Source organism: Cryobacterium sp. AP23 (assembly GCF_054075385.1).
In genome coordinates this window covers 2,899,166-2,921,604 of sequence record NZ_CM133415.1, presented here as the reverse complement: position 1 = coordinate 2,921,604, position 22,439 = coordinate 2,899,166, and the positions used below count along the sequence as shown (strand labels likewise).

Annotated in this window: 20 protein-coding genes and 1 riboswitch; of the genes, 12 read left to right on the top strand and 8 right to left on the bottom strand. The window is 69.8% G+C overall.

Features of this window, described 5'->3' with window-relative positions; genetic code table 11:
* Positions 1-8 precede the first annotated feature (8 nt).
* Positions 9-1,973 (bottom strand): M13 family metallopeptidase, encoded by a 1,965-nt coding sequence (locus ACU5E9_RS13845; RefSeq protein ID WP_456810490.1) that lies wholly within the window; start codon positions 1,971-1,973, stop codon positions 9-11.
* A gap of 145 nt (positions 1,974-2,118) precedes the next feature.
* Between ACU5E9_RS13845 and ACU5E9_RS13840 the strand changes: the two genes are divergently transcribed.
* Positions 2,119-3,048 carry an NADP-dependent oxidoreductase gene (locus tag ACU5E9_RS13840; protein ID WP_456810489.1) on the top strand — a complete coding sequence of 310 codons (930 nt, stop codon included), beginning with the start codon at positions 2,119-2,121 and terminating at the stop codon, positions 3,046-3,048.
* A 79-nt stretch (positions 3,049-3,127) separates the two neighbouring features.
* Here the strand turns inward: ACU5E9_RS13840 and ACU5E9_RS13835 are convergent, their stop codons facing one another.
* Positions 3,128-3,853, bottom strand: a complete 726-nt coding sequence (locus ACU5E9_RS13835; protein ID WP_456810488.1) for an SDR family oxidoreductase — start codon at positions 3,851-3,853, stop codon at positions 3,128-3,130.
* 122 nt (positions 3,854-3,975) lie between these two features.
* On the opposite strand from ACU5E9_RS13835, the gene ACU5E9_RS13830 reads away from it, so the two are divergent.
* The 5 genes from ACU5E9_RS13830 to ACU5E9_RS13810 all read left to right on the top strand — a co-directional run bounded on the left by ACU5E9_RS13830 (position 3,976) and on the right by ACU5E9_RS13810 (position 8,680).
* Positions 3,976-4,407 carry a MerR family transcriptional regulator gene (locus tag ACU5E9_RS13830; protein ID WP_456810487.1) on the top strand — a complete coding sequence of 144 codons (432 nt, stop codon included), beginning with the start codon at positions 3,976-3,978 and terminating at the stop codon, positions 4,405-4,407.
* A gap of 60 nt (positions 4,408-4,467) precedes the next feature.
* Positions 4,468-5,748, top strand: coding sequence for an MATE family efflux transporter (locus tag ACU5E9_RS13825; RefSeq protein WP_456810486.1), 1,281 nt, complete (start codon positions 4,468-4,470; stop codon positions 5,746-5,748).
* Between the two features lie 86 nt (positions 5,749-5,834).
* Entirely contained in the window at positions 5,835-7,067 is a 1,233-nt protein-coding gene (locus ACU5E9_RS13820; protein WP_456810485.1) for an MFS transporter, read from the top strand.
* Positions 7,068-7,076: 9 nt separating this feature from the next.
* On the top strand, positions 7,077-7,772 hold the full coding sequence (gene nucS / locus ACU5E9_RS13815; RefSeq protein WP_456810484.1) for an endonuclease NucS: 696 nt from the start codon (positions 7,077-7,079) through the stop codon (positions 7,770-7,772).
* 239 nt (positions 7,773-8,011) lie between these two features.
* Complete coding sequence (locus ACU5E9_RS13810; RefSeq protein WP_456810483.1) at positions 8,012-8,680, top strand: HAD hydrolase-like protein; 669 nt, start codon at positions 8,012-8,014, stop codon at positions 8,678-8,680.
* 92 nt (positions 8,681-8,772) lie between these two features.
* Here ACU5E9_RS13810 and ACU5E9_RS13805 read toward each other — a convergent pair whose 3' ends face one another.
* Positions 8,773-10,494 (bottom strand): SulP family inorganic anion transporter, encoded by a 1,722-nt coding sequence (locus ACU5E9_RS13805; protein WP_456810482.1) that lies wholly within the window; start codon positions 10,492-10,494, stop codon positions 8,773-8,775.
* Entirely contained in the window at positions 10,491-10,880 is a 390-nt protein-coding gene (locus ACU5E9_RS13800) for an ArsR/SmtB family transcription factor (RefSeq protein ID WP_456810481.1), read from the bottom strand. Before ACU5E9_RS13800 ends, ACU5E9_RS13805 begins: the two co-directional genes overlap by 4 nt.
* A 210-nt stretch (positions 10,881-11,090) precedes the next feature.
* On the opposite strand from ACU5E9_RS13800, the gene ACU5E9_RS13795 reads away from it, so the two are divergent.
* Positions 11,091-12,593 carry an MFS transporter gene (locus tag ACU5E9_RS13795; protein WP_456810480.1) on the top strand — a complete coding sequence of 501 codons (1,503 nt, stop codon included), beginning with the start codon at positions 11,091-11,093 and terminating at the stop codon, positions 12,591-12,593.
* Between the two features lie 49 nt (positions 12,594-12,642).
* On the opposite strand, the gene ACU5E9_RS13790 is transcribed toward ACU5E9_RS13795, so the two are convergent.
* Entirely contained in the window at positions 12,643-12,795 is a 153-nt protein-coding gene (locus ACU5E9_RS13790) for a hypothetical protein (RefSeq protein WP_456810479.1), read from the bottom strand.
* Positions 12,796-13,111: 316 nt separating this feature from the next.
* Here ACU5E9_RS13790 and ACU5E9_RS13785 point away from each other — a divergent pair, with 316 nt between their 5' ends.
* Complete coding sequence (locus ACU5E9_RS13785; RefSeq protein ID WP_456810478.1) at positions 13,112-14,083, top strand: FKBP-type peptidyl-prolyl cis-trans isomerase; 972 nt, start codon at positions 13,112-13,114, stop codon at positions 14,081-14,083.
* Between the two features lie 143 nt (positions 14,084-14,226).
* A riboswitch (guanidine-III (ykkC-III) riboswitch) is annotated at positions 14,227-14,291 on the top strand.
* Positions 14,292-14,301: 10 nt separating this feature from the next.
* On the top strand, positions 14,302-14,625 hold the full coding sequence (locus ACU5E9_RS13780) for a DMT family transporter (RefSeq protein WP_456810477.1): 324 nt from the start codon (positions 14,302-14,304) through the stop codon (positions 14,623-14,625).
* Between the two features lie 330 nt (positions 14,626-14,955).
* Here the strand turns inward: ACU5E9_RS13780 and ACU5E9_RS13775 are convergent, their stop codons facing one another.
* From ACU5E9_RS13775 to panD, 3 genes are all read right to left on the bottom strand, one after another.
* Positions 14,956-16,560: a DUF222 domain-containing protein gene (locus tag ACU5E9_RS13775; protein WP_456810476.1), complete on the bottom strand. Its 1,605-nt coding sequence runs from the start codon at positions 16,558-16,560 to the stop codon at positions 14,956-14,958.
* A gap of 67 nt (positions 16,561-16,627) precedes the next feature.
* The gene (locus ACU5E9_RS13770; RefSeq protein WP_456810475.1) at positions 16,628-16,915 is read right to left on the bottom strand and encodes a DUF1905 domain-containing protein; all 288 of its coding nucleotides are present in this window, start codon (positions 16,913-16,915) and stop codon (positions 16,628-16,630) included.
* A 23-nt stretch (positions 16,916-16,938) separates the two neighbouring features.
* On the bottom strand, positions 16,939-17,349 hold the full coding sequence (gene panD, locus ACU5E9_RS13765; RefSeq protein WP_456810474.1) for an aspartate 1-decarboxylase: 411 nt from the start codon (positions 17,347-17,349) through the stop codon (positions 16,939-16,941).
* Between the two features lie 90 nt (positions 17,350-17,439).
* Here panD and ACU5E9_RS13760 point away from each other — a divergent pair, with 90 nt between their 5' ends.
* The 3 genes from ACU5E9_RS13760 (at position 17,440) to ACU5E9_RS13750 (ending at position 22,407) form a co-directional block, all read left to right on the top strand.
* Positions 17,440-20,034: an ABC transporter gene (locus ACU5E9_RS13760; protein WP_456810473.1), complete on the top strand. Its 2,595-nt coding sequence runs from the start codon at positions 17,440-17,442 to the stop codon at positions 20,032-20,034.
* Positions 20,035-20,118: 84 nt separating this feature from the next.
* Positions 20,119-21,348 carry an aminotransferase class V-fold PLP-dependent enzyme gene (locus ACU5E9_RS13755; protein WP_456810472.1) on the top strand — a complete coding sequence of 410 codons (1,230 nt, stop codon included), beginning with the start codon at positions 20,119-20,121 and terminating at the stop codon, positions 21,346-21,348.
* Positions 21,349-22,407: a DsbA family protein gene (locus ACU5E9_RS13750; RefSeq protein ID WP_456810471.1), complete on the top strand. Its 1,059-nt coding sequence runs from the start codon at positions 21,349-21,351 to the stop codon at positions 22,405-22,407.
* Positions 22,408-22,439: the final 32 nt, after the last annotated feature.

Sequence of the window (22,439 nt, the reverse complement as noted above, 5' to 3'; positions counted from 1 at the left end):
GCCGGCTGCTACCAGATCGTGACGCGCTTCTCAGGGGCGAGCCACGCGGCATCCGCCTCGGTGACACCGAACGCGCTGTAGTACTCGTCGATGTTGCGCACGATCTGGTTGCAACGGAACTCGTTCGGCGAGTGCGGGTCGATGGCGAGCAGCCGCACGGCCTCCTCATCGCGCAGCTTCATCTGCCAGGCCTGGGCCCAGGAGAGGAAGAACCGCTCGGCGCCGCTGAGCCCGTCGATGACGGGCGGCTCGGCGCCGTCGAGGGAGAGCAGGTAGGCCTTCCAGGCGATCGACAGGCCGCCGAGGTCGCCGATGTTCTCGCCGATGGTGAGCGCGCCGTTCACGTGGTGGTCGGGCACCTGCGCCGGGGCGAGGGCGTCGTACTGCTCGATCAGCGACGCAGTGCGCTGTTCGAACGCGGCCCGGTCGGCCTCGGTCCACCAGTCGGTGAGCCGGCCGTCGCCGTCGTACTTGGAGCCCTGGTCGTCAAAGCCGTGGCCGATCTCGTGGCCGATGACCGCGCCGATGGCGCCGTAGTTGGCGGCGGCGTCGCGGTTCACGTCGAAGAACGGCACCTGCAGGATGGCGGCGGGGAAGACGATCTCGTTGAAGCCGGGGTTGTAATAGGCGTTGATGGTCTGCGGGGTCATGAACCACTCGTCGCGGTCGAGCGGGTTGCCGATCTTGCCGAGCTCACGGTGGAACTCGAACTCGCCGGTCGCGCGCACGTTCCGGATCAGGTCGCCCGGCTCGATCTCGAGCGAGGAGTAGTCGCGCCACTTCACCGGGTAGCCGATCTTGGGGGTGAACTTGTCGAGCTTCTCCAGCGCCCGCGCCTGCGTCTCGGCGGTCATCCAGTCCAGGCCGGTGATGCTGGCCCGGTAGGCCTCGACGAGGTAGCCGACCAGCACGTCCATGCTGGTCTTGGCGTCGGGCGAGAAGTGCCGCTCGACGTAGATCCGGCCGACGGCCTCGCCGAGCGAGCCCTCCACCAGCGAGACGCCGCGCTTCCAGCGGGCACGCATCTGCGGGGTGCCGGTGAGGGTGCGGCCGTAGAAGTCGAAGTTTGCCTCGACGAAGTCGCTGGAGAGGTACGACGCGCTCGAGCGGATGACCTGCCAGCGCAGCCAGTCCCGCCAGGAGTCGAGCCGGTCCTCGGTGAGCATCTCGGCCAGGCCGGTGACGAAGCTGGGCTCGCGCACGACGACCTCCTCGAACGCGACCGCGGGGGCGTCCAGGCCCTCGAGCCAGAGGTCGAGGTCGGCACCGGCGGCGAGCGCGGAGAGCTGGCCCCAGGTCTTGAGGTTGTAGGTCTTCTCGCTATCGCGGGTGCGCACGTTGTCCCAGTGGTGGCTGGCGAGCTCGGTTTCGAGCGCGAAGACACGGGCGGCACGGCCGGCGGGGTCGTCCACGCCGGCGAGGGTCAGCATCCGCTCGACGAAGGCGAGGTAGGCGCCCCGCACACTGGCGAACTTCTCGTCCCGGTAGTAGGACTCGTCCGGCAGGCCCAGGCCGGCCTGCTCGACGAAGACGAGGTAGCGCTCGGGGTTGCCCGGGTCGTTGTCGACGTAGAGCTGGAAGGTGCCGGCGACGCCGGCGCGCTCGAGGCGGCCGAGGGTGGCCAGGAACACCGGGACGCTGCTGATGCCGTCGACGGTGGCGAGGTCGGCGGCGAGCGGGGTGGCGCCGAGCTGTTCGATGCGCTCCTCGTCCATGAAGCTGGCGTACATGTCGCCGAACTTGCGCTCCTCGGACCCCTCGGGGGCGGTCTGCGCCTCCAGGATGATCGCCTGCACGGCCTTCTCGGCCTCTTCGGCGAGGAGATAGAAGGACCCCCAGCGGGCCTTGTCGCTGGGGATCTCGGTGCGGGCGATCCACTTGCCGTTCACGTGGCGGAAGAGGTCGTCCTGCGGGCGCACGCCCGGGTCGAGTTCGTCGAGGTCGATTCCGGATGCAGTCACCTGATCAGTCATCGCACCAGCCTAAACCTCGCCGCGATGTGGTGGGTGATGCCACGGGCATGGGACCTTGGGCCGTGGTGCGGATGCGGCGGGTCTGGGAGCCTGAAAAGCACGGCGCTCCAGACGGGTCGCCCGCGAACCGACCCAGGAGTATCCCATGCGCGTCATCACCCTGCCAGAGTTCGGCTCCGCCCTCGAGCTGGCCGAGATCGACACCCCGCAGCCCGCAGCCGGCGAGGTGCGCGTGCGCGTGCACGCGGCATCCGTCAACGGTTTCGACCTGGCCGTGGCCGCCGGGTCCCTCGAAGGCCTGCTGGAGCACCGCTTCCCCGTGGTGCTGGGCAAGGATTTCGCCGGCATCGTCGACGCCCTCGGCGACGGCGTGACCGAGTACGCGGTCGGTGACCGGGTCTTCGGCGTCGTCACCAAGGCGCACCTGGGCGACGGCTCGTTCGGCGAGTTCGTGGTCGTGCCCACCGCCACCGGGCTCGCCACGCTGCCCGCGCAGATCGACTTCGCCCGGGGCGCTGCCCTCGGCCTGGCCGGCACCGCAGCCGCCGCCGCGGTGGATGCCGCCGAGCTCGGCGCCGGCAGCACCGTCCTCATCGTTGGCGCCACCGGCGGCGTCGGCAACCAGGCCGTACAACTCGCCGCGGCCACCGGCGCCACCGTGATCGCCACCGCCCGCACCGCCCTGGGCATCGCGCAGGTGCGCCTGCTCGGCGCGACCGAGGTCGTCGACCACACCCAGAACCTCACGGCGGCCGTGCTCGCCGACCATGCCGACGGCGTCGACGTGGTGCTGCACTTCGCCGGCGATGCCGCCACCGTGCTGCCGGCACTCCGCGCCGGCGGACGCTTCGTCTCGACCCTGATCGCCTCGCCCGACCAGCTCGACACCGACACCGTGACCGTGGTTCCGATCTACGCCGACCCGACCACCGCTGTGCTCACCGGCCTGGCCGAGAGCCTGGCCGCCGGCCGCGTGTCCGTGACCGTGCAGGGCAGCTACGCGCTGGAAGACGCCGCCGAGGCCCTCGACGACTTCGAGTCCGGCGCCCGGGGCAAGCTCGTCATCCTCCCCTAGCCCGCCCAGCCCGCGAGCCGTGAGCCAAGCCCCGAAATCCACCCGATTTCGGGGCTTTCCTCACGGGCCGCGAGGACGCCTAGTTGGCGGCCAGCAGGTGGGTCATCTGCTGGTAGAAGGGGGCAGGGTCGCCGGCCAGCGACGCCTTGACCATAGCGGTCCAGTCGTCGACAACCACCTCGATCGCTCCTGCGGTGAGGCCGTCGAACGACGACCGGGGAACATCGCGAGGATCGATCTTGGGACCGTCGTAACCCGAGGAGATGTCGGTGTCCGCAGCGCCGAGCAGGACTCCCTGCACAAACGTGGACTGCGACGCGAGTTCGAGACGCACCCCATTGGTCATGTTCCACTCGGCCGCCTTGGCCGCCGCGTATGAGCCCGACCCCGGGGCGGCGAACCAGGACAGCGCCGACAGCACGTTGACGATCGCGCCGCCGCCGTTTGTCGCGAGGACCGGCGCGAAGGCGCGAATGATGTCGAGCGTGCCCCAGAAGTGTGTGTCCATCTCGCGGCGGATCTCGCTCAGATCACCGGTGACCAGCGAGGCACCGGTCGCGATCCCGGCGTTGTTGACCACCAGGGTCACGTCCTGGGCGCGGGCCGCCGCCGCGACGACGGATGCGTGGTCGAGGAGGTCGAGCCGCACCGGCACCACCCGGTCATCGCCGAAGTCGACGGTCTCCGGACGTCGGGCAGTCGCGTAGACCTTGCTCGCCCCGCGCTCGAGGAGTTCGAGAACGAACTCCCGGCCGATACCGCGGTTCGCTCCGGTGACGAGGGCGATCTGGTTCGTGATGTTCATGTAGTCCGTGCTTCCTTCTCGTGTCGGCCGGGCACGTGCGACCCGGCATCGACTACGCTAAATGTTGACGTTGACGTCAAGGGCAAGTCATACGGACAAGTGGATCGAACAGGGGAGGCCGGATGCGAATCGGCGACGTCGCGCACCGAGCAGGAGTCAGCACGCGGGCTCTTCGGTATTACGAGGAACAGGGGCTGCTTGCCTCGGAGCGCACCGTGTCGGGTCAACGCATCTACCCGGAATCGGCTGTCGAGCGGGTGCGGATGATCCAGCAGTTCTTCACCGCAGGGCTGGCGAGTCGGACGATCCTGCAGATGCTGCCGTGTGTCGAGACCGGAACGGCTTCCGCCGAAGTCTTCGAGATTCTCGAGCTGGAGCGAACCCGTATCAGTGCTGCCATGGCAGATCTGGCCGCCGCGCGCGAGGCGCTTGACCGCATGATCGAGATCGCGCACCATCCGACGCCTGAACACTGCCCGGCCCTGCGCGAACCCGGCTGGGGTCCCTACAACGCTGCCGCGCCCCAGGCGATCCCGGCCGGCGCCGGAAACTAGAGTCGAAGCATCAGACTTCTACGCCGCCAGCCGATCGACCGGGAGATCCTCCGGTTGGCCGTGCCTGCCCTCGGGGCGCTCGTGGCCGAGCCGCTGTTCCTGCTGGCCGATTCGGCCATGGTCGGCCACCTCGGCGCCGTCCCCCTGGCCGGTCTCGGCCTGGCCAGCGCGGTGCTGCAGACCATCATCGGGCTGATGGTGTTCCTCGCGTACAGCACCACCCCGGCCGTGGCGCGCTGGCTCGGCGCCGGCGACCGGCGGAAGGCCGTGTCGGTGGGCGTCGACGGGCTCTGGCTGGCGTTCGGCCTCGGCCTGGTGCTGGCCGTGGCCGGCTGGTTCACCGCGCCGGCGCTGGTGGCCGCGTTCGGCGCCGAACCCGAGGTGACCCGCGCGGCGGCTGACTACCTGGGGCTGTCTATGCTCGGCGTGCCGGCGATGCTGCTCGTCTTCGCCGCGACCGGCCTGCTCCGCGGCCTGCAGGACACCCGCACCCCGCTCTGGGTCGCCGGAATCGGCTTCCTGGTGAACATCCTGCTCAACCTCTGGTTCATCTACGGCCTGGGGCTCGGCCTGGTCGGCTCGGCGCTGGGCACCGTCCTCGCCCAGTGGGGCATGGTGGCCGTCTACCTCGTCGTCGTCGTGCGGCACGCCCGCCGCGAGCGCGCGCCGCTCCGACCGCACCGCGGCGGGATGCTGCGCGGCGCAACGAGCGGCGGCTGGCTGTTCCTGCGCACCGCGAGCCTGCGCGCGGCGATGCTCCTGGCCGTGTTCGTGGCCACCAGCCTCGGCTCCCCCGAGCTGGCCGCGTTCCAGATCGGGATGACCCTGTTCGCCGCACTGGCCTTCGCGCTCGATGCCCTCGCCATCGCCGCCCAGGCCCTGGTGGGCCGGGCCCTCGGCGCCGGCGACGCGCAGCAGGTGCGGCAGGTGCTGCGCCGCTGCCTGGAGTGGGGCATCGGGGGTGGCGCCGTTCTCGGCCTGGTCGTGCTGGCCGCCAGCGGCGTGCTGGGCCGGGTCTTCACCAGTTCGGTGGAGGTCACTGCGCTGCTGCCGGCCACCCTGTTCGTGCTCGGACTGTCCGTGCCGCTCGGCGGCCTCGTCTTCGTGCTCGACGGGGTCCTGATCGGGGCCGGCGACGCGCGCTACCTCGCCCTGACCGGCTTGCTCAACCTGGCCGCGTTCGTCCCGATGGCCGGGCTGGTGCTGCTCTGGGCGCCCGCCGGGGCCGCCGGGCTGGCCGCCCTGATGGCCACCTTTGTCTTCGGCTTCCTCGGCGCCCGCGCCGTGACGCTCTCCCTCCGCGTCCGCGGCACCGCCTGGGTGCGCCTCGGCGCCCACTGACCGACCCCGAACCGTGAGCCGGGCCCCGAAAAATCGGAATTCGCGGGGCTTAGTCACGACTCGCGGGGAGCGGTAGCGTGGGTGAAATGACGAACACCCGTGGCCGGCAGGCCCTCACCCGGTGGCGGAACGCCGTCTTCGTGTTGTTCTTCGTGAGCGGACTCGGGCTGGCGTCGTGGGTGTCGCGGATCCCGACCGTGCGCGACGACCTCGCCCTGCGCACCGACCAGGTGGGCCTGCTGATCTTCGGGCTCTCCGCCGGCTCCGTCATCGGGCTGGTCTCTGCGGTCTGGCTGCTGTCGGCGTTGGGGGCCCGCCGGGCCCTGGTGGCCGGCATCGCCACCTCCTCGCTGGGCCTGGTCCTCGTCGGCGCGGCCGCGACGGTGTGGGGCTCGTCCCCGCTCGCGTTCGCCGCCCTGGTCCTGGTGGGCTTCGGCATGGGCTCCACCGACGTCATGATGAACGTCGAGGGCGCTGCGGTGGAGCGCGAGCTCGGGGTGACCGTGATGCCCCTGCTGCACGCCTGCTTCAGCCTGGGCACCGTGGTGGGGGCGCTGCTCGGGGCCGGCGCCGCCAGCCTGGACCTGACGGTCGGTTGGCACCTCAGCCTCATTGCCGCCCTCGGGCTGGCGGCCGCCGTGCTCGCGGTGCGATTCGTGCCGTTACGGCCGGCTCTCGGCGATGCGAGCGACCCCGGCGACCACGCCGTCGTGCGGCCGCACTGGCGCGAGCGGATGCGCGCGAGCCTGCGCGTGTGGCGGGACTCGAGCATCCTGCTGATCGGCGTGATCGTGCTCGGCATGACCTTCGCCGAGGGCTCGGCCAGCGACTGGCTCGCCCTCGCCGTCGTCGACGGCCACGGCCAGAGCGACGCCACCGGCGCGCTCGTCTTCGGCGTGTTCGTCTCGGCGATGACGGTGGGCCGGGTGCTCGGCGGCCCGGTGCTCGACCGGTTCGGCCGGGTGCCGGTGCTGCGGGTCTGCTCGGTGCTGGGCGTGGCCGGGCTGCTGCTGGTGATCCTCGCGCCCGCGATCTGGCTGCTGCTGGTCGGCACCGTCCTCTGGGGACTGGGCGCGTCCCTCGGCTTCCCGGTGGGCATGTCGGCCGCCGCCGACGACACCGCCAACGCGGCCGCCCGGGTGAGCGCCGTGGCCATGATCGGCTATTTCGCCTTCCTGGTCGGCCCGCCCGTCCTCGGCCTGATCGGGGAACAGCTCGGCATCCTCAACGCCCTCTACGTGATCGTGGTGCTCATGGCGCTGGCCGGCCTGGCCGCGCCGGCCGCCCGCGAGCGCGCGAAGACCTCCGTCGCCGGTTAAGCTCGTTCAGTGCGCCTCGTTATAGCCCAGTGTTCAGTTGACTACGCCGGACGGCTCAGCGCGCATCTGCCGCTGGCCACCCGCCTGCTCATGCTCAAGTCCGACGGCAGTGTGCTCGTGCACTCCGACGGCGGTTCGTACAAGCCGCTGAACTGGATGAGCCCGCCGTGCAGCCTGGCGATCTCCGCGCCGGACGAGTTGCAGTTCGAGGCCGGCATCACCGAGCTGTGGACCGTGACGCACGCCAAAACCGCGGACCAGCTGATCGTGAGCATCTACGAGGTGCAGCACGACTCCGCGCACGAACTCGGCATCGACCCCGGCCTGATCAAGGACGGCGTCGAGGCGCACCTGCAGAAGCTGCTGGCCGAGCACATCCACCTGCTCGGCGACGGCCACACCCTGGTGCGCCGGGAGTACATGACGGCGATCGGCCCGGTCGACATCCTGGCCCGGGATGCGCAGGGCGCCTCCGTGGCCGTCGAGCTCAAGCGCCGCGGCGACATCGACGGGGTCGAGCAGCTCACCCGCTACCTCGAGCTGATGAACCGCGACCCGCACCTCGCGCCCGTGGTGGGCGTGTTCGCCGCGCAGCAGATCAAGCCGCAGGCCCGCACGCTGGCCGAGGACCGCGGCATCCGCTGCCTGGTTCTCGACTACGACGCCATGCGCGGCCTGGACGACACCGCCTCCAAGCTCTTCTAGCCGGCCCCAGCCCCGCCAACTGTTCCCCATCCGGACAAGTGCACCCGGCACACCGGGCCCAATTGTCCGCTTCGGCAACAGTTGTGTAGCCGGCGTCGGGGCCGCAGCGTTCGGGCTGACCAGCGGTGGGTTTGTGCGTCGGCGGGGCGGCCGGAACGACCGCCGGACGGCCCCTCGCCTATACCCTGAATGGGGTTCAGGTGCAAGAGATCGGCCCATCCGGCCCTAGGATATTGCGAGTGAACCCCACCTTGACGCGCACCTGGAGCGCGATCCTCTTCGATCTTGACGGAACCATCACGGATTCCGCCCCCGCGATCACCAACTCGCTGGCCCGCACCTTCGCTCTGCTCGGCCGCCCAGTACCGAGCGACACCGAGCTGATGGCCTACGTCGGCCCGCCCCTGCTGGCCGCCTTCGGCGAGTACGCCGGCATGACGCCCGACGAGGCCCTCGAGGCCCTGGCCGTGTACCGTGCCGACTACCAGGGCCCCGCGTCGTTGGACACCGCGGTGTACCCCGGCGTCGCCGGCCTGCTCGAGCGCATCCACGAGTCCGGCATCCCGCTCGGCCTGGCGACGAGCAAGCCCGAGCACACCGCGATCGCGATCCTTACGCACTTCGACCTCGCCAAGTACTTCACCATCATGGTGGGCGCCACCGAGAACGAGTCCCGCAGCAGCAAGGCCGACATCGTCGCCGAGGCGCTCGTGCGCTTCCAAGCCGCCGACGTCGACACCTCCGCCGTCGTCATGGTCGGCGACCGGATCTACGACGCCGAGGGCGCCAACGCCAACGGCGTTCCCACCATCCTCGTCGAGTGGGGCTACGGCTCCCCCGCCGAGGCCGCCCTGGCCACCGCCGTCGTGCACTCCACCGACCAGCTGGCCAAACTGCTCCTCGGCTGACCGGCGCGATCAGGTCACCCACTTGCGCGAAAATCCCCCTTCAGGGGCACTGAAGGGGGATTTTGGCGCAATTGGCGGAGCTGATGCGGCCGTCAGTCCCGGGGCAGCCGGATGGTGGAGGTCCAGCCGAACTCCGCGACATCCGTGCCGCCCTGGGCCGCTGCGGCCCGGGTGACATGGCTGCGGGCGTGTTCGATGGCGGCGTCGAGCTCGGTGAACAGGTGGTTGCGGTGCCGCAGCGACGTGATCACGCCCACCCGGGTGACGAGCTTGAGGTGCCGCGACTGGATGCCCTTGACGAGCACCGTGATGCCGCGCCGTTCGAGCGCCTGGATCATCTCGGTGATCACCCGCGCTCCGGTGGCATCGAGGATCTGCAGCTGCGACATGCGGATGATCACGACGGTGATGTGGCTGGTCTGGTTGACGCGTTCGAGCATCCGCTCGGCCGCACCGAAGAACAGGGCGCCGTCGAGCCGGAACAGGGCGATGCGTTCGTCGCCGGGAGCCGCCGAGCCGGGCAGTTCCTCCCGGTGCACACCGCTGGAGGCCGAGACCGAGCGCAGCGCGAAGAACGCCGCGACGAGGATGCCGATGCCCACCGCCACGATCAGGTCGACGGACACCGTGACCAGCGCCGTGATGACGAAAACGGTGGCGTCGGAGCCGGTCGAGCCGATGATGCTGCGCACCGTGGCGATCGAGATCATGCGGGCCGCGGTCATCATCAGCACCCCGGAGAGGGCGGCCAGAGGGATCTGCGAGACCACGCCGGTGGCCAGGTAGACCACGCCGATCAGTACGAGCGAGTGCACGATCGCGGCCAGCCGGGTGCGGCCGCCCGAGCGGATGTTGACGGCCGTGCGGGCGATCGCCCCGGTGGCGGGCATGCCGCCGAAGAAGCCCGACGCGATGGAGGCCAGGCCCTGACCCACCAGTTCGCGGTCGGCGTCGTACGGGCCGGTGTCGGAGAGCGACACGGCCACCCGGGCCGACAGCAGCGACTCGATGGCGGCGAGCGCCGCGATGGTGAGCGCGGGGCCGACCAGCGAGCCGAGCAGGCCGAGGTCGATCTGCGGCAGCATGGGCATCGGCAGGGAGCTCGGCAGCTCGCCGATGCGGGCCAGCGGCAGGTCGGCGAGGTTGGCGATCACGGTCACCACGATGATGGCGACGATCGACCCCGGCAGCTTCCTGTGCACCTTGGGCGCCAGCAGCATGATCGCGGCGACGACGAGCACCATGGCCACGGGCACGATCACGGTGGACCAGTCGACGGTGCCGAAGGACTGCACGGCGGCCACGAAGGCGTTGCTGCTCGGCCCGGCGTGCGAGCCGATCGCGGCGGGCACCTGCTGCAGGAAGATGATCACGGCGATGCCGAGGGTGAACCCCTCGATCACCGGCCAGGGAATGAAGGTGACGGCCCGGCCGAGCTTGAGCGCGCCGGCGGCCACCACGATGAGCCCGGCCATGAGGCTGAGCACCGCGACGACACCCACCCCGTGCGAGGCCACGACGGGGCCGAGCACCACGACCATGGCACCGGTAGGCCCGGAGACCTGGATGTTGGAACCGCCGAAGACGGCCGCAATCACCCCGGCGACAATGGCGGTGATGAGCCCGCTCTCCGCACCGGCGCCCGAGCTGACCCCGAAGGCCAGCGCGAGCGGCAGCGCGATGATGCCCACGGTGAGGCCGGCCACGAGGTCGCCGCGCCAGGTGCGCTTCACATCGCGGTAGTCCTGCCAGCTGGGCAGCAGGGCGCGAACGTAGCGCCCGGTTGCGGATGCGGCGGTGCCGACCGCGCTCACCGGGTCACCGCGTCGCTGCCCACGACACTGCTCAGGTTCTTCTGCGTGGTGTCGAGGATCTCCACCAGGAGCTGCCGGGCAACCGCGAGCAGGTCGGCGACCTGCGGGTAGGCGAGCCGGTAGAAGACCAGGCTGCCGCGTCGCTCGGCCAGAACCAGGTTGTGCCGCCGCAGTACCGACAGGTGCTGGGAGAGGTGCGAGGCTTCGAGGCCCGTGTCGCTGAGCAGGTCGGAGACCGACAGGTCGGCCTCGGCGTTCGCGAGCACCTCCAGCACGCGCACCCGCACCGGATGGGCGAGGCCCTTGAAGAGATTGGCCTTCACCTCGTAGAGGGGGCGATTCTTGTCCGTGAACGGGTCGGAGACTTCCTGGATCAGTGGTTCCATAAATTCATCATATCGCTTAGTCACGGGCGCTTCTGGGGGCGAAGGTCCCGACCCGTCATCCCGGAAGCCGGGCCGGCCGCGCGGTCTGCCGACCGGAGAACGGCTGAAGCGTGGCGCAATGCTCCCGATACACACCGGGCCCCGGAACCCAGGCGGCGCAATCCGGCCGCAACATGACACTGCAAAGCTCGTTCTCGACCGAGGAGAATTGTGACCGCATCGAAGACGCAGGCAGACCAGATCCCCCGACCGTCACTCCGCCCGATCGTGGCACCGCTGAGCGGACTCCTCATCGCCCAGTTCGTCGCCGGGCTCAGCGCCACGATCGTCGCCACCTCGATCCCGTCCATCATGCGGGACCTGCCCGGGCCCACCGCGCACTCCACCTGGATCGTCGCCGCGACCATCCTGGGCAACACCGCCACCACCCCGATCTGGGGCAAGCTCGGTGACCGGTTCAATCCCAAGGTCATTCTGCAGGCGGGGCTGGTCTTCTTCGCGGTCGGCTCGCTCGTCGCGGCCCTGTCGCTCAACACCACGCAACTCATCGTGGGCCGGGCCCTGCAGGGCGTCGGCCTGGGCGGCATCCTGTCGCTCGTTGTGATCGTCGTCGCCGCGCTGGTCGAGCCCCGCCAGCGCGGCCGGGTGAACGCCTGGCTGAGCAGCATGCAGACCACCGCGACGCTCAGTGGGCCGGTGCTCGGCGGGTTGATCGTGCAGACCCCCGGCCTCGGCTGGCAGTGGTGCTTCCTGCTCAGCATCCCGGGCGCGCTGGCATCGGTCATCGTGATCGCGGCGACCCTGCGCATCGTTCGCACACCCCACCAGCGGATGCGTGCCGACTTCGCCGGCGCCGGCCTGATCGCCCTGGGCGTCACGGCGTCGCTCGTCTGCATCTCGGCGCTGCCGAACGCCGCCACCTCGGTCTGGCTCGTCGCGGTCACGGGCGCGATCGGGTTGATCGCCCTCACCGTGGCCGTCTTCGTGGAGCTCAGAGCGGAGGATCCGATCCTGCCGCTGCGCCTGCTGGCCGCCCGCACTCCCCTGCTGTGCATCACCGCGGCCTTCTTCTCCGGGACCACCCTCTTCAGCGGTTCGGTGTTCATCACCCAGTACCTGCAATTCGGCGTCGGCCTGGCACCGGCCACGGCCGGGGTCCTGCTCACCCCGATGGCGTTGGGAACCGTGGCAACGGCCTTCGCGGCCGGGCGCTACATCAGCCGCACCGGCCGGGTGCGGCCGGTGGTGGTGGTCGGCGCGGTGGCGCTGGTCACCGGCAACGCCGTGCTGTCCCAGATGCACTTTGCGCCCATCGCGATGGCCGTCATCGGCACCGTCCTGATCGCCTGCGGCCTGGGTGCGGTGATCCAGAACCTGATCCTCACCGCCCAGACCACGGTGTCGTTCCGCACCGTCGGGTCGATGAGCTCGTCGGTGTCGTTCTTCCTGTCCCTCGGCGGCACGATCGGACTGGTGGTGCTCGGTTCGGTGCTGACCTACCAGGTCGACACCATGCAGGCGGCCGGGTCGACCCAGTCCGAGGCGTACCTCGTGGGCATGCCGATCATCTTCGGGCTTTCGGCCCTCATGGTCGTTCCGGCGACCGCGGCCGCGCTCGCCCTACCGGCCATCCATCTGCGCGGCGGGCAGAAGGCCGGCAACGGGGGCGGGAACGCCGACCCGACCGATAGCGCAATGCTGCACAGCGCGTAATCCGGCGCCGGCTCTTCCTGGTGCGCCGAGGCGACTGTTGACCGGTCGACTACTCCGCGTTCGGGTCCGCGACCTTCGCGGCCGGGGCGGTGCGGGTGCCGGCGTTGACAGGCTCACCGCGGTGGGTGCGCATGAAGAACTCGCGCTTCAGGCTCTCCCAACGGAAGGTGCTGACTGCGTTTGCGGACTTGGTCTCGGACACGAGGTGCTCTTTCTTCGGACGTACATTCACACAGCAGAACGGGGTTCGTCTGCGTGAGGCAGGGCGTCAATCAGACTGGAAAAAGTCGCCGTGAATTGCGTGGCGCCACTGTCGGTGGGTTCGGTCACCATCGACCAGCTCGGCCCTGGTGAATTCTTGAGGCCGTGAATCCAGTCTAAAAACGTCCCCCAGTTTCTGACAGGGACCAAGGTCCTCATTCCGGCCCGTGGAGCCCGGCGGGATCCCCACGATTCAGCACATACATAGGTGGAGGGTCCAGACTGTACGAGGCCCGAACCGAACTGGAGATTTCTGCGTGCGCACCCTTCCTACTTTTCTTACCCTGACGGCGATCACCGCCATCGCACTGTCCGGATGCGCCGCATCGCCGGACACGGAGGCGACGCCCTCCGCGACCACCGCCGCGATCGCGTGCACGGACCCCGGAACCACCTCGGACGCCGTGACCGTCACCGGTGATGCCGGCGTCGAACCGACCGTGACTTTCGAGAGCCCCCTGGCCGCGAAGCAGACCGAGCGCACCGTCATCACCGAGGGCACCGGCGACGCCGTGAAGGAGGGCGACTCCGTCTCCATCGCGTACTCCGCGTACAACGCCACCTCCGGCGCCAAGCTCACCGCCGGCGGTTTCGGCGATGACGCCGGCCTCACGGTCAACGTGGCCAGCAACCAGGCCGCGATCGCCGGCATCCTCAAGGGTGTGGCCTGCTCCAACGTAGGCGACCGCGTGGCCGTCGTGATCACGCCGGAAGACGGCTTCGGCGACACCGGCAGCACCGACCTCGGTGTGGCCGCGACCGACCAGATGCTCTTCGTCATCGACGTCAAGGAGAAGCTCGCCACCCGCGCCACCGGCGAGGACCAGGAGCCCACCGAGGGCTTCCCCACCGTGAAGCTCGCCAAGGACGGCGAGCCCACTGTGACCATGCCCAAGACCGACCCGCCCACCGAGCTCGGCGTTGAGGTGCTCAAGAAGGGCGACGGCGCCACCGTCACCGACGCCTCCACTGTGACCGTGCAGTACAGCGGATCCATCTGGGCCACCGGCACCGAGTTCGACTCGAGCTGGGCTTCTGGGCCCACCTCCTTCGCGGTGTCCGGCCTCATCACCGGCTTCACCCAGGGGCTGGTCGGCCAGACCGTCGGCTCGCAGGTCGTCATCGTGATCCCGCCGGGCCCGCTGGGCTACGAGGGCGGTAACGACCAGGCCGGCATCAGCGCCACCGACACCCTGGTCTTCGTCGTCGACATCATCTCCGCCGCCTAAGAACCGCACCACCCGCACCGTCCGGCCCCGCCGGCCGAGACCGACACCGTCGGTCCCAGCCGGCGGGGCTGTGTCGTGTCCGCGGCGGATGTGCCGGCGCCGGCGTGCTGAGACGGTGCACAGGCTGAGCGGCTAACCTGTTTACAGACCGCTTCCCCGCGGTTCCGGACGACGGATCAGTACCCGGCACGCGACAAGACTGGCCACAGGAGATTGTCATGTCGTGGATCGTTTTGATCGTGTCCGGCGTTCTGGAAGCCGTCTGGGCCACGGCCCTCGGGAAGTCCGCCGGCTTCACCAGGCTCTGGCCCACTGTGGTCTTCGGTGCCGGCCTGGTGCTGAGCATGGGCGGCCTGGCTTTCGCAATGCGCACCATCCCGATCGGCACCGCCTACGCGGTCTGGGTGGGAATCGGCGCGGCGCTCACGGTGCTGTACGCCATGATCTTCGGCGGGGAACCGGCATCCCTGATCAAGATCCTGCTCATCCTGGGCCTCGTCGGTTGCGTCATCGGCCTCAAGCTCGTCGACGGCGGCCACTAGCCCGGCGTCCGGCGGATGGCCAAGCGTCGCTCGCTGGTCGAGCTTGTCGAGACCCCGTAACGTGCGTGCGGGTCGCGCGCACTCGCTGGTCGAGCTCGTCGAGACCCCGCGACGTGCGTGTGTGTCGTGCGCAATCGCTGGTCGAGCTTGTCGAGACCTCGAGACGTGCATATGTGTCGTCCCCACTCGCTGGTCGAGCTGGTCGAGACCCCGTGACATGCATATGTGTCGCTGCCGCGGCCTCCGAGAATCACCTCACCAGGTCTCGACAAGCTCGACCAACGAAATGGTTGCGTTCCGCGCACCGCCTCGGGCGGCCGTGGAGCAGGCTCAGTGCCGGTCGTGCTGCTCGTGGGCTGCGGGGCTCTTGCTGCGCAGTTGAATGAGCGTTTGTCCGGGATCGACTGCGGCTGGAGGCCGGAGCCAGTAGGTGCCGTGGTGTTCGAAGATCTGCCAGCCCTGGTTGTGTAACAGCAGGTGGTGCGGGCTGCAGAGCAGGATGCCCAGGCGGATGTCGGTGCTGCCGTGGTCGCGGAGCCACTGGTCGAGGTGGTGCACCTCGGTGCGGGACGGGGGTTTGTCGCAGTCTCCCCACATGCAGCCGCCGTCGCGGGCGGCCAGGGCGATGCGTTGGGCTTGGCTGAAGATGCGTTCTTCCCGGCCGAGGTTCAACGGTTGGCCGACGGCGTCGAAGGTGACCTCGACGGTGCCGGAGGAGCAGATGATCCGGTCGATGGTCTCCTGGGAGACCGGGGCCGGGTTGCCTTCGAGAAAACCGTGGCCGGTGCCGTCGGGGATCGCGACCAGGGCCTCGGTCGGGTCCGCTGCCGGAGCCTTCGGGGTGGCCGTGGTCAGGATTCGCACCGCGGGGGTGCGGCCGCCGAGCATCCGGTCGGGGTTGACGCTGCTGCCGGCTTTGAGGAGGTCGAGGAACCCGTCGGCGGTGAGTTGGTCGGTGGTTCGGGGGTCGTCCTGCACTGCTTTGGCCCAGGCGGCCCGGTCGGGGTCGACGAAGCGGACGCCGCCGCGGCGGGGGCCGGTGAGGCTGTCGTAGAGGTCCAGAATGTACTGGCCTTGCTCCGGCGGGAACAGGCCGTGGAGGTGGACCTGGCCGGTGTCGATTTTCCAGACCTTCAGGTAGCGGTCGTCCCAGGCCTTCTTCTCCCGCACGGCGATGCCGGCCTCGTCGAGGCTGTCGCGCATCCGGCGGGAGCGCTTGAGCAGCTCATCCACGGCCATCCGGGTCGCCTCGGCAAGGAGGGTGTGCACGGCATCGGCGAGCTTCTCCGCGGTGACGACGGTGTCGATATCGCCCAGGCCGGTGCGGATCGCATGCGCGGCCGCGACCGACAGGGCTCCGGTCGCGGTGGCGCGGGAGATCGGGGCGTACCAGGGCAGGACGGCGGGCTCCGTGTCGATGGCGGTCTGGTCGAAGAGGCCGGGTGGCGTGCCCGCTTCGCCCGAGTCGTCGGCCCCGTCGGTCCCGTCGGTCCCGTCGGTCCGGTCGCGCAACTGCCGCGCCTCTTCGTCCGCCGCGGCCGCGTCGGCCGCCTCGGTGTCGGCGAGCATCCGGCCCACGTCCACGAGCTTCCGGGCGTCCTGACGGGTGGAGCCGGTCAAGTCCTGGATCAGGTCAGCCGGGTTGAGAAAGCCTTGCTGCTGGGCCAGGCCCTGCTGACCCAGCTCGGGCCGGGACCGGTGCTGGAGCGTTTTCGCCATCCAGGTCTGCCGGGTTTCGACCAGCTGCCGCAGCCGGGCCAGGTCCTTCTGGCCGGCGAGCAGTTCGGCATCGGAGAGGGTGTCGTAGTCGGTGCTGCAGGCCCCCAAATGTTCCACCGCTTCGACCGCGGCGACCAGTGAATCAGCAGGCACAGCGGCCTCCGGCACGGTGTCTAGCGCCGTGCCGGGGGCGAATGTTTCTGCGATGGTGGACATGTACTGAGAATAGCTCAGTATCGGAGATCTGTCTGGTCAAACTGAAACTGTGGAGAACTTTTTTCGCCTAGATCGGGATCAGCAGGGTGACCTCGACGACGTCGCCCAGCTCGAGTCTTTCGCGCTCCCGGAGCGCCTTCTTGAGCGGCACGATGTAACCGCCGTCCTTGGGCCACAGCGACGTCGTCGTGTCGGTGCGACCGATGCGCACGGTGACCGGGATCATCCCCCAGCCGTAGCTGACGGCGGGGGCGAGTTCGGCAATGGCGGCGCTCTCGTCCGCCGTGACGGTCACAAAATGGAAGGGTGACGGCCCCCGCCAGTACCAGATCTCGCCCTGAAAACTGAGTTCCATGGGCTCACGCTAGTGGAGTGGAGTCAGACGGCCAATGGCGGCCGCTGCACGTCATCGCCGACTGCTTCGGCCGGGTCGCTCCCGACGAACACCGGATGATTCTGGGCATCCACGTGCACCACAGTGGGCACGTAGGCCCTGGCCTTCTTCGTTCCCATCTGGGCATAGGAGATGATGATGACCAGGTCACCCTCGTGCGCCATCCGCGCTGCGGCACCGTTGACCCCGATCACGCCGCTGCCGCGCTCACCCGCGATCAGGTAGGTCTCAAATCGGGCGCCGTTGTTGACATTCACGATGCTCACGAGTTCACCGGGCAGCAGGTCGGCGGCATCGAGCAGATCGAGGTCGACCGTCAGCGACCCCACATAGTGCAGGGCCGAGTGCGTCACGGTGGCGCGGTGGATCTTGGACTTGAACATGGTGCGTCGCATGTGCGCGGGCCTTTCGAGGATCAACTTCTCCACGATACGCGCCCCTCGCCCATGGGCCGAATGTCAGGGGGTCAAACTAGAGTCGTTCGAATGCCGAACACCGTCGACACACCGCCCATCACCGACCCCAGCAGCACCTCCCCCGGCGCCCACCCCGGCGCCGACGGTTTCGTGCGCGTGCGCGGCGCGCGCGAGAACAACCTGCGCGACGTCAATGTGGATGTGCCGCGTGACGCGATTGTGGCGTTCACCGGGGTTTCCGGCTCGGGCAAGTCCTCGCTCGCGTTCGGCACCATCTTCGCCGAGGCGCAGCGCCGGTTCTTCGAGTCCGTGGCGCCGTACGCTCGCCGCCTCATCCAGCAGGGCCACACCCCGCACGTCGACCTCATCACCGGCCTGCCGCCGGCCGTCGCGCTGCAGCAGCGCCGCGGTTCGCCCAGCTCCCGGTCCAGCGTGGGCACGGTCACCACCCTCTCCAACTCGATGCGGATGCTCTACTCGCGCGCCGGCACCTACCCGGCCGGGTCCGACCTGCGCCTGGACTCCGACGCCTTCTCCCCCAACACCGCCACCGGCGCCTGCCCCGAGTGCCACGGCCTGGGCATCGCGCACACCGTCACTGAGGCGTTGCTGGTGCCCGACCCCAGCCTGAGCATCCGGGACGGCGCCATCGCGGCCTGGCCCGGCGCCTGGCAGGGCAAGAACCTGCGCGACGTCACCGCCGGCCTCGGCCACGACATCGACGCGCCCTGGTCCTCCCTCACCCGCGAGTCGCGCGACTGGCTCCTGTATACCGAGGAGCAGCCCGTTGTCGAGGTCACCCCGCAGCGGGACCGGGTCGCCAAGCCCTACAAGGGCCGGTTCTGGAGCGCCAAGAGCTTCGTCATGCACACCCTGAACGATTCGAAGAGCGCGCAGATGCGGCAGAAGGTGCTCGCGTTCGTGGAGACCGGTCCCTGCCGGCTCTGCGGCGGCAGCGGCCTGAAGAAGGACGCCCTCGCCGTGCTCTTCGCCGGCCGGCCGATCAACGAACTCAACGCCCTCACCCTCAGCGAACTCGCCGAGGTCCTCCGGCCCACCGCCGAACTCACCGGTGCCACCGGTTCGCACCGCTCCGCCCAGTCCGGCGAGGTCACCGAGGTGGCCGTCACCGTGGCCGGCGACCTCGTGCGCCGCCTCGAGGTCCTCATCGACCTCGGCCTGGGCTACCTCAGCCTGAACCGCGCCACCCCCACCCTCTCCCCCGGCGAGATGCAGCGGCTGCGCATCGCCACCCAGCTGCGAAGCGGCCTGTTCGGCGTCATCTACGTGCTCGACGAACCCTCCGCCGGCCTGCACCCCGCCGACGCCGAACCGTTGCTGGTGGTGCTCGAGCAGCTCAAGGCATCCGGCAACTCGGTGTTCGTGGTCGAACACAACATGGACGTCGTGCGCCGCGCCGACTGGCTCGTCGACGTGGGCCCGCGCGCCGGCGACGGCGGCGGCGAGGTGCTCTACAGCGGCCCGGTGGCCGGCCTGGCCGAGATCGACGCCTCCGTCACCCGCGACTACCTGTTCCCGGGCGCGGCAGGCGCGGCGGCGCCCGCCCGACGCGAGCCCGGCGCCTGGCTCGGCCTGGCCGGCGTCACCCGGCACAACCTGGTCGACCTCGACGTGTCGGTGCCGCTCGGCGTCTTCACCGCGGTCACCGGCGTCTCCGGATCCGGCAAGTCCACCCTGGTGAGCAAGGTGCTGGCGGATGCCGTGAGCCGGGAACTCCGCCAGGGCTCGGTCGACGCCGCACCCGCCGGCGCCGCCGCGGACGACAGCGCGGATGAGCCGGGCACCGACGAGGAGGAGGCCGGCACCGACCGGGCCACGACCGTGGTCGAGTCGATCACCGGCGCCGGCACCATCGACCGGCTGGTGCGCGTGGACCAGAAGCCGATCGGCCGCACCCCGCGCTCCAACCTCGCCACCTACACCGGCCTGTTCGACGCAATGCGCTCCACCTTCGCGGCCACGGATGCGGCCAAGGCGGCCGGCTTCGGCGCCGGCCGGTTCTCCTTCAACGTGGCCGGCGGGCGCTGCGACACCTGCCAGGGCGAAGGCTTCGTCGCCGTCGAACTGCTCTTCCTGCCCGGCAGCTACGCCCCCTGCCCGACCTGCGGCGGCTCCCGGTATAACGCCGAGACCCTCGCGGTGACCTACAACGGCAAGACCGTCGCCGACGTGCTCGGCCTCACCGTTGACGCGGCCGCCGAGTTCCTCGCCGACGTGCCCAGCGCCGCCCGCAGCCTGGCGACCCTGCGCGAGGTGGGACTGGGCTACCTGCGGCTCGGCCAGCCCGCCACGGAGCTCTCCGGCGGCGAGGCCCAGCGCATCAAACTGGCCACCGAGCTGCAGCGCGCCCGCCGCGGGCACACCCTGTACCTGCTCGACGAGCCCACCACGGGCCTGCACCCGGCCGATGTGGCCCTGCTGATGACCCAGCTGAGCCGGCTCGTCGACGCCGGCAACACCGTCGTCGTGGTGGAGCACGACATGGGCGTGGTGGCCGCGGCGGACTGGGTCATCGACCTGGGCCCCTCCGGCGGCAGCGCGGGCGGGCGCATCGTGGCAGAAGGCACCCCGGCCGCCGTCGCGGCGCATCCGCACAGCCGCACGGCGCCGTACCTCGCCGAACGCTTAGAGGCAGCTGTGTAAAGCGCGCTTCGCCCGGTCACACGGGACCTAAGGCCCCATTCCCGGCTCAGCGCCGAATCTAAGCTGAGCCGGGAGTTGAGATTCATGAAGCGCAGCACGCTGTTCCGCAAGCCCGCCGCCGCACCGCTCGACGCGGGCAGGGCAGGCGACTTCGGCTATCTGGAACCCGGCGAGATCTACCTCGACGCCGCCTGCCAGAGCCTGCGCCCGCAGCCCGTGATCGACGCCCTCACCGACTACTACACCAGCTACAACGCCTGCGGCGGCCGGGTGAAGTACGCCTGGGGGCAGAAGGTCGACGCCCAGGTGGCCGACACCCGCCGGGCGGTGCTCGGCCTGCTGGGGCTCTCCGCCCGGAGCTACGCCGCCTCGTTCACCCTCAACACCACCTACGGCCTCAACCTGCTGCTGCAGCAGCTGCCGATGGGCCGCTTCAATCGGGTCATCACCAGCCACATCGAACACAATTCGGTCTTCCTGCCCACCATCACCGCCGCCCGCCGGCTGGGAGTCGACCGGCTGGTCCTCGACCGCGCTGCCGACGGCGCCCTGCTCTACCAACCCGCCCAGCTGGAGAAGGCCGTCGTCGTCGTCAACGCCGCCTCCAACATCGACGGCCGCCGGCTCACCAACCTCGCCGAGCTCGTCCGCGACGCCCACGCCCGCGGCGGCATCGTCATCGTCGACGCCGCCCAGGCCATGGGCCACAATCGGGCCCTGCTGCAGAAGACCGAGGCGGATGCGATCTGCTTCTCCGCCCACAAGATGTACGGCGCCAGCCTCGGCGTCGTCGTCGCCCGGCACGAGCTTCTCGCCTCCCTCGAGCTCGGCTTCGTCGGCGGCGGCATGGTGTCAGACGTGCGCGAGGAGGACTTCGACCTGGTGCAGGGCGACCCGGGAGCGCTCCTCGAACCGGGCCTGCAGGCCTGGGGCGAGATCATCGCGCTCGGCCGCGCCATCCGCTGGCTCGGTGAGACCCGGCCCGGCGGCCTGGCGCCCGCCGAGCACCTCGCCGGCCTGTCCCGGCAGCTCTACGCCGGGCTCGCCGAGATCCCCGGGCTCACCCTGCTCAACCACGAGCCCAGCCCGGTGATCAGCGTCTACGCGCCCGCGCAGGACTCCCACCGGCTGGCGGTCTTCCTCTCGCACTCCCAGGTGATGGTGCGCAGCGGCTACTTCTGCGCCCACCACCACCTCAAGCAACAGCTCGGCCTGCCCCCGCTTCTGCGGTTCTCCCTCGGCCTGCACTCGACGACCTCGGACGTCGACACCGCCACGCAGGCCCTCACCCGGCTGATGAAAGGCCTCTCCTAAGTGTTCTGCATTGCCGCATTCATCGTCCTGGTCGTCATGGCCGCCTTCTCGGCCCGGTACCGGCGTTACGTCGGCAAGGCCTGGAACTGCGTGTGGCGCCGGGTCACCTTCCGGCCCTGCGACACGACGTTCAAGCAGGACGTGAAGGACCACATCCTCGCCCCGATCGCCGCCCGCCGGCCCGGCCTGGTCAAGCCCGCCAGCATCACCCTCGAGGTGCTCGCCGTGCTCGTCATCCTCACCACCATCTGGTCGGGGTACACGGTGGTCAAGAGCGCCGTCAACCTCTACGTCTACGGCACCTGCAACAAGCAGGACTCGGCATCCTGCACCCTCGGCGCCGAGGCCTGCTCGATCCCGGACGAAACGCCCGGCTTCATGGAATCGCTCGGTGCGTTCGACGTGGTCGGCGCGTTCGGCAACGAGTTCGCCAGCCTGGGCGAGACCTTCGCGGCCATCCCGGCCCGATTCCAGACCTGGACCGCCGAGGACTACCTGCCGGCCAACGCCAGCTACCTCACCGAGGACGCCGCGAACCCGGTCGCGCTCGAGGTCATCGACCCGGGCTGTACCTTCTGCCGGGCGCTGTTCCAGAACATCGAGGAGGCGGGCTTCGAGGACTCGTACAACCTCAGCTACATCGCCTACCCGATTGCCGGCACCGACGGCTACAAGTTCCCCAACTCGCTGCTTGTGACCCAGTACCTCGAGGCGCTCCGCCTGCACCCGCTGGACGGCGCGGAGACCCCGGTCGACTGGCAGATCCTCGAGCGCATCTTCACCGAGAAGGCGGAGACGGGCCTGCCCTGGCAGGACACCATCAACGCGATGACCGCCGACGAGGCCACCGCAACCCTCACCGGCTGGCTGGGCGAGTTCGGCCTGAGCGCCGACGAGATCGACGTGGTCGTCGCCGAGGCCGGCTCAGATGCCGTGACGGATGTCATCGCCGCCAACAAGACGATCGTCGAGGACGAGATCAATACGATCAAGATCCCCACCATCATCTTCGACGGCCGCCGCCACGACGGCCTGGTCTCGGTCGACGGCCTGCAGTAGCCCGCGACCCGTGAGCCAAGCCCCGGGAATCC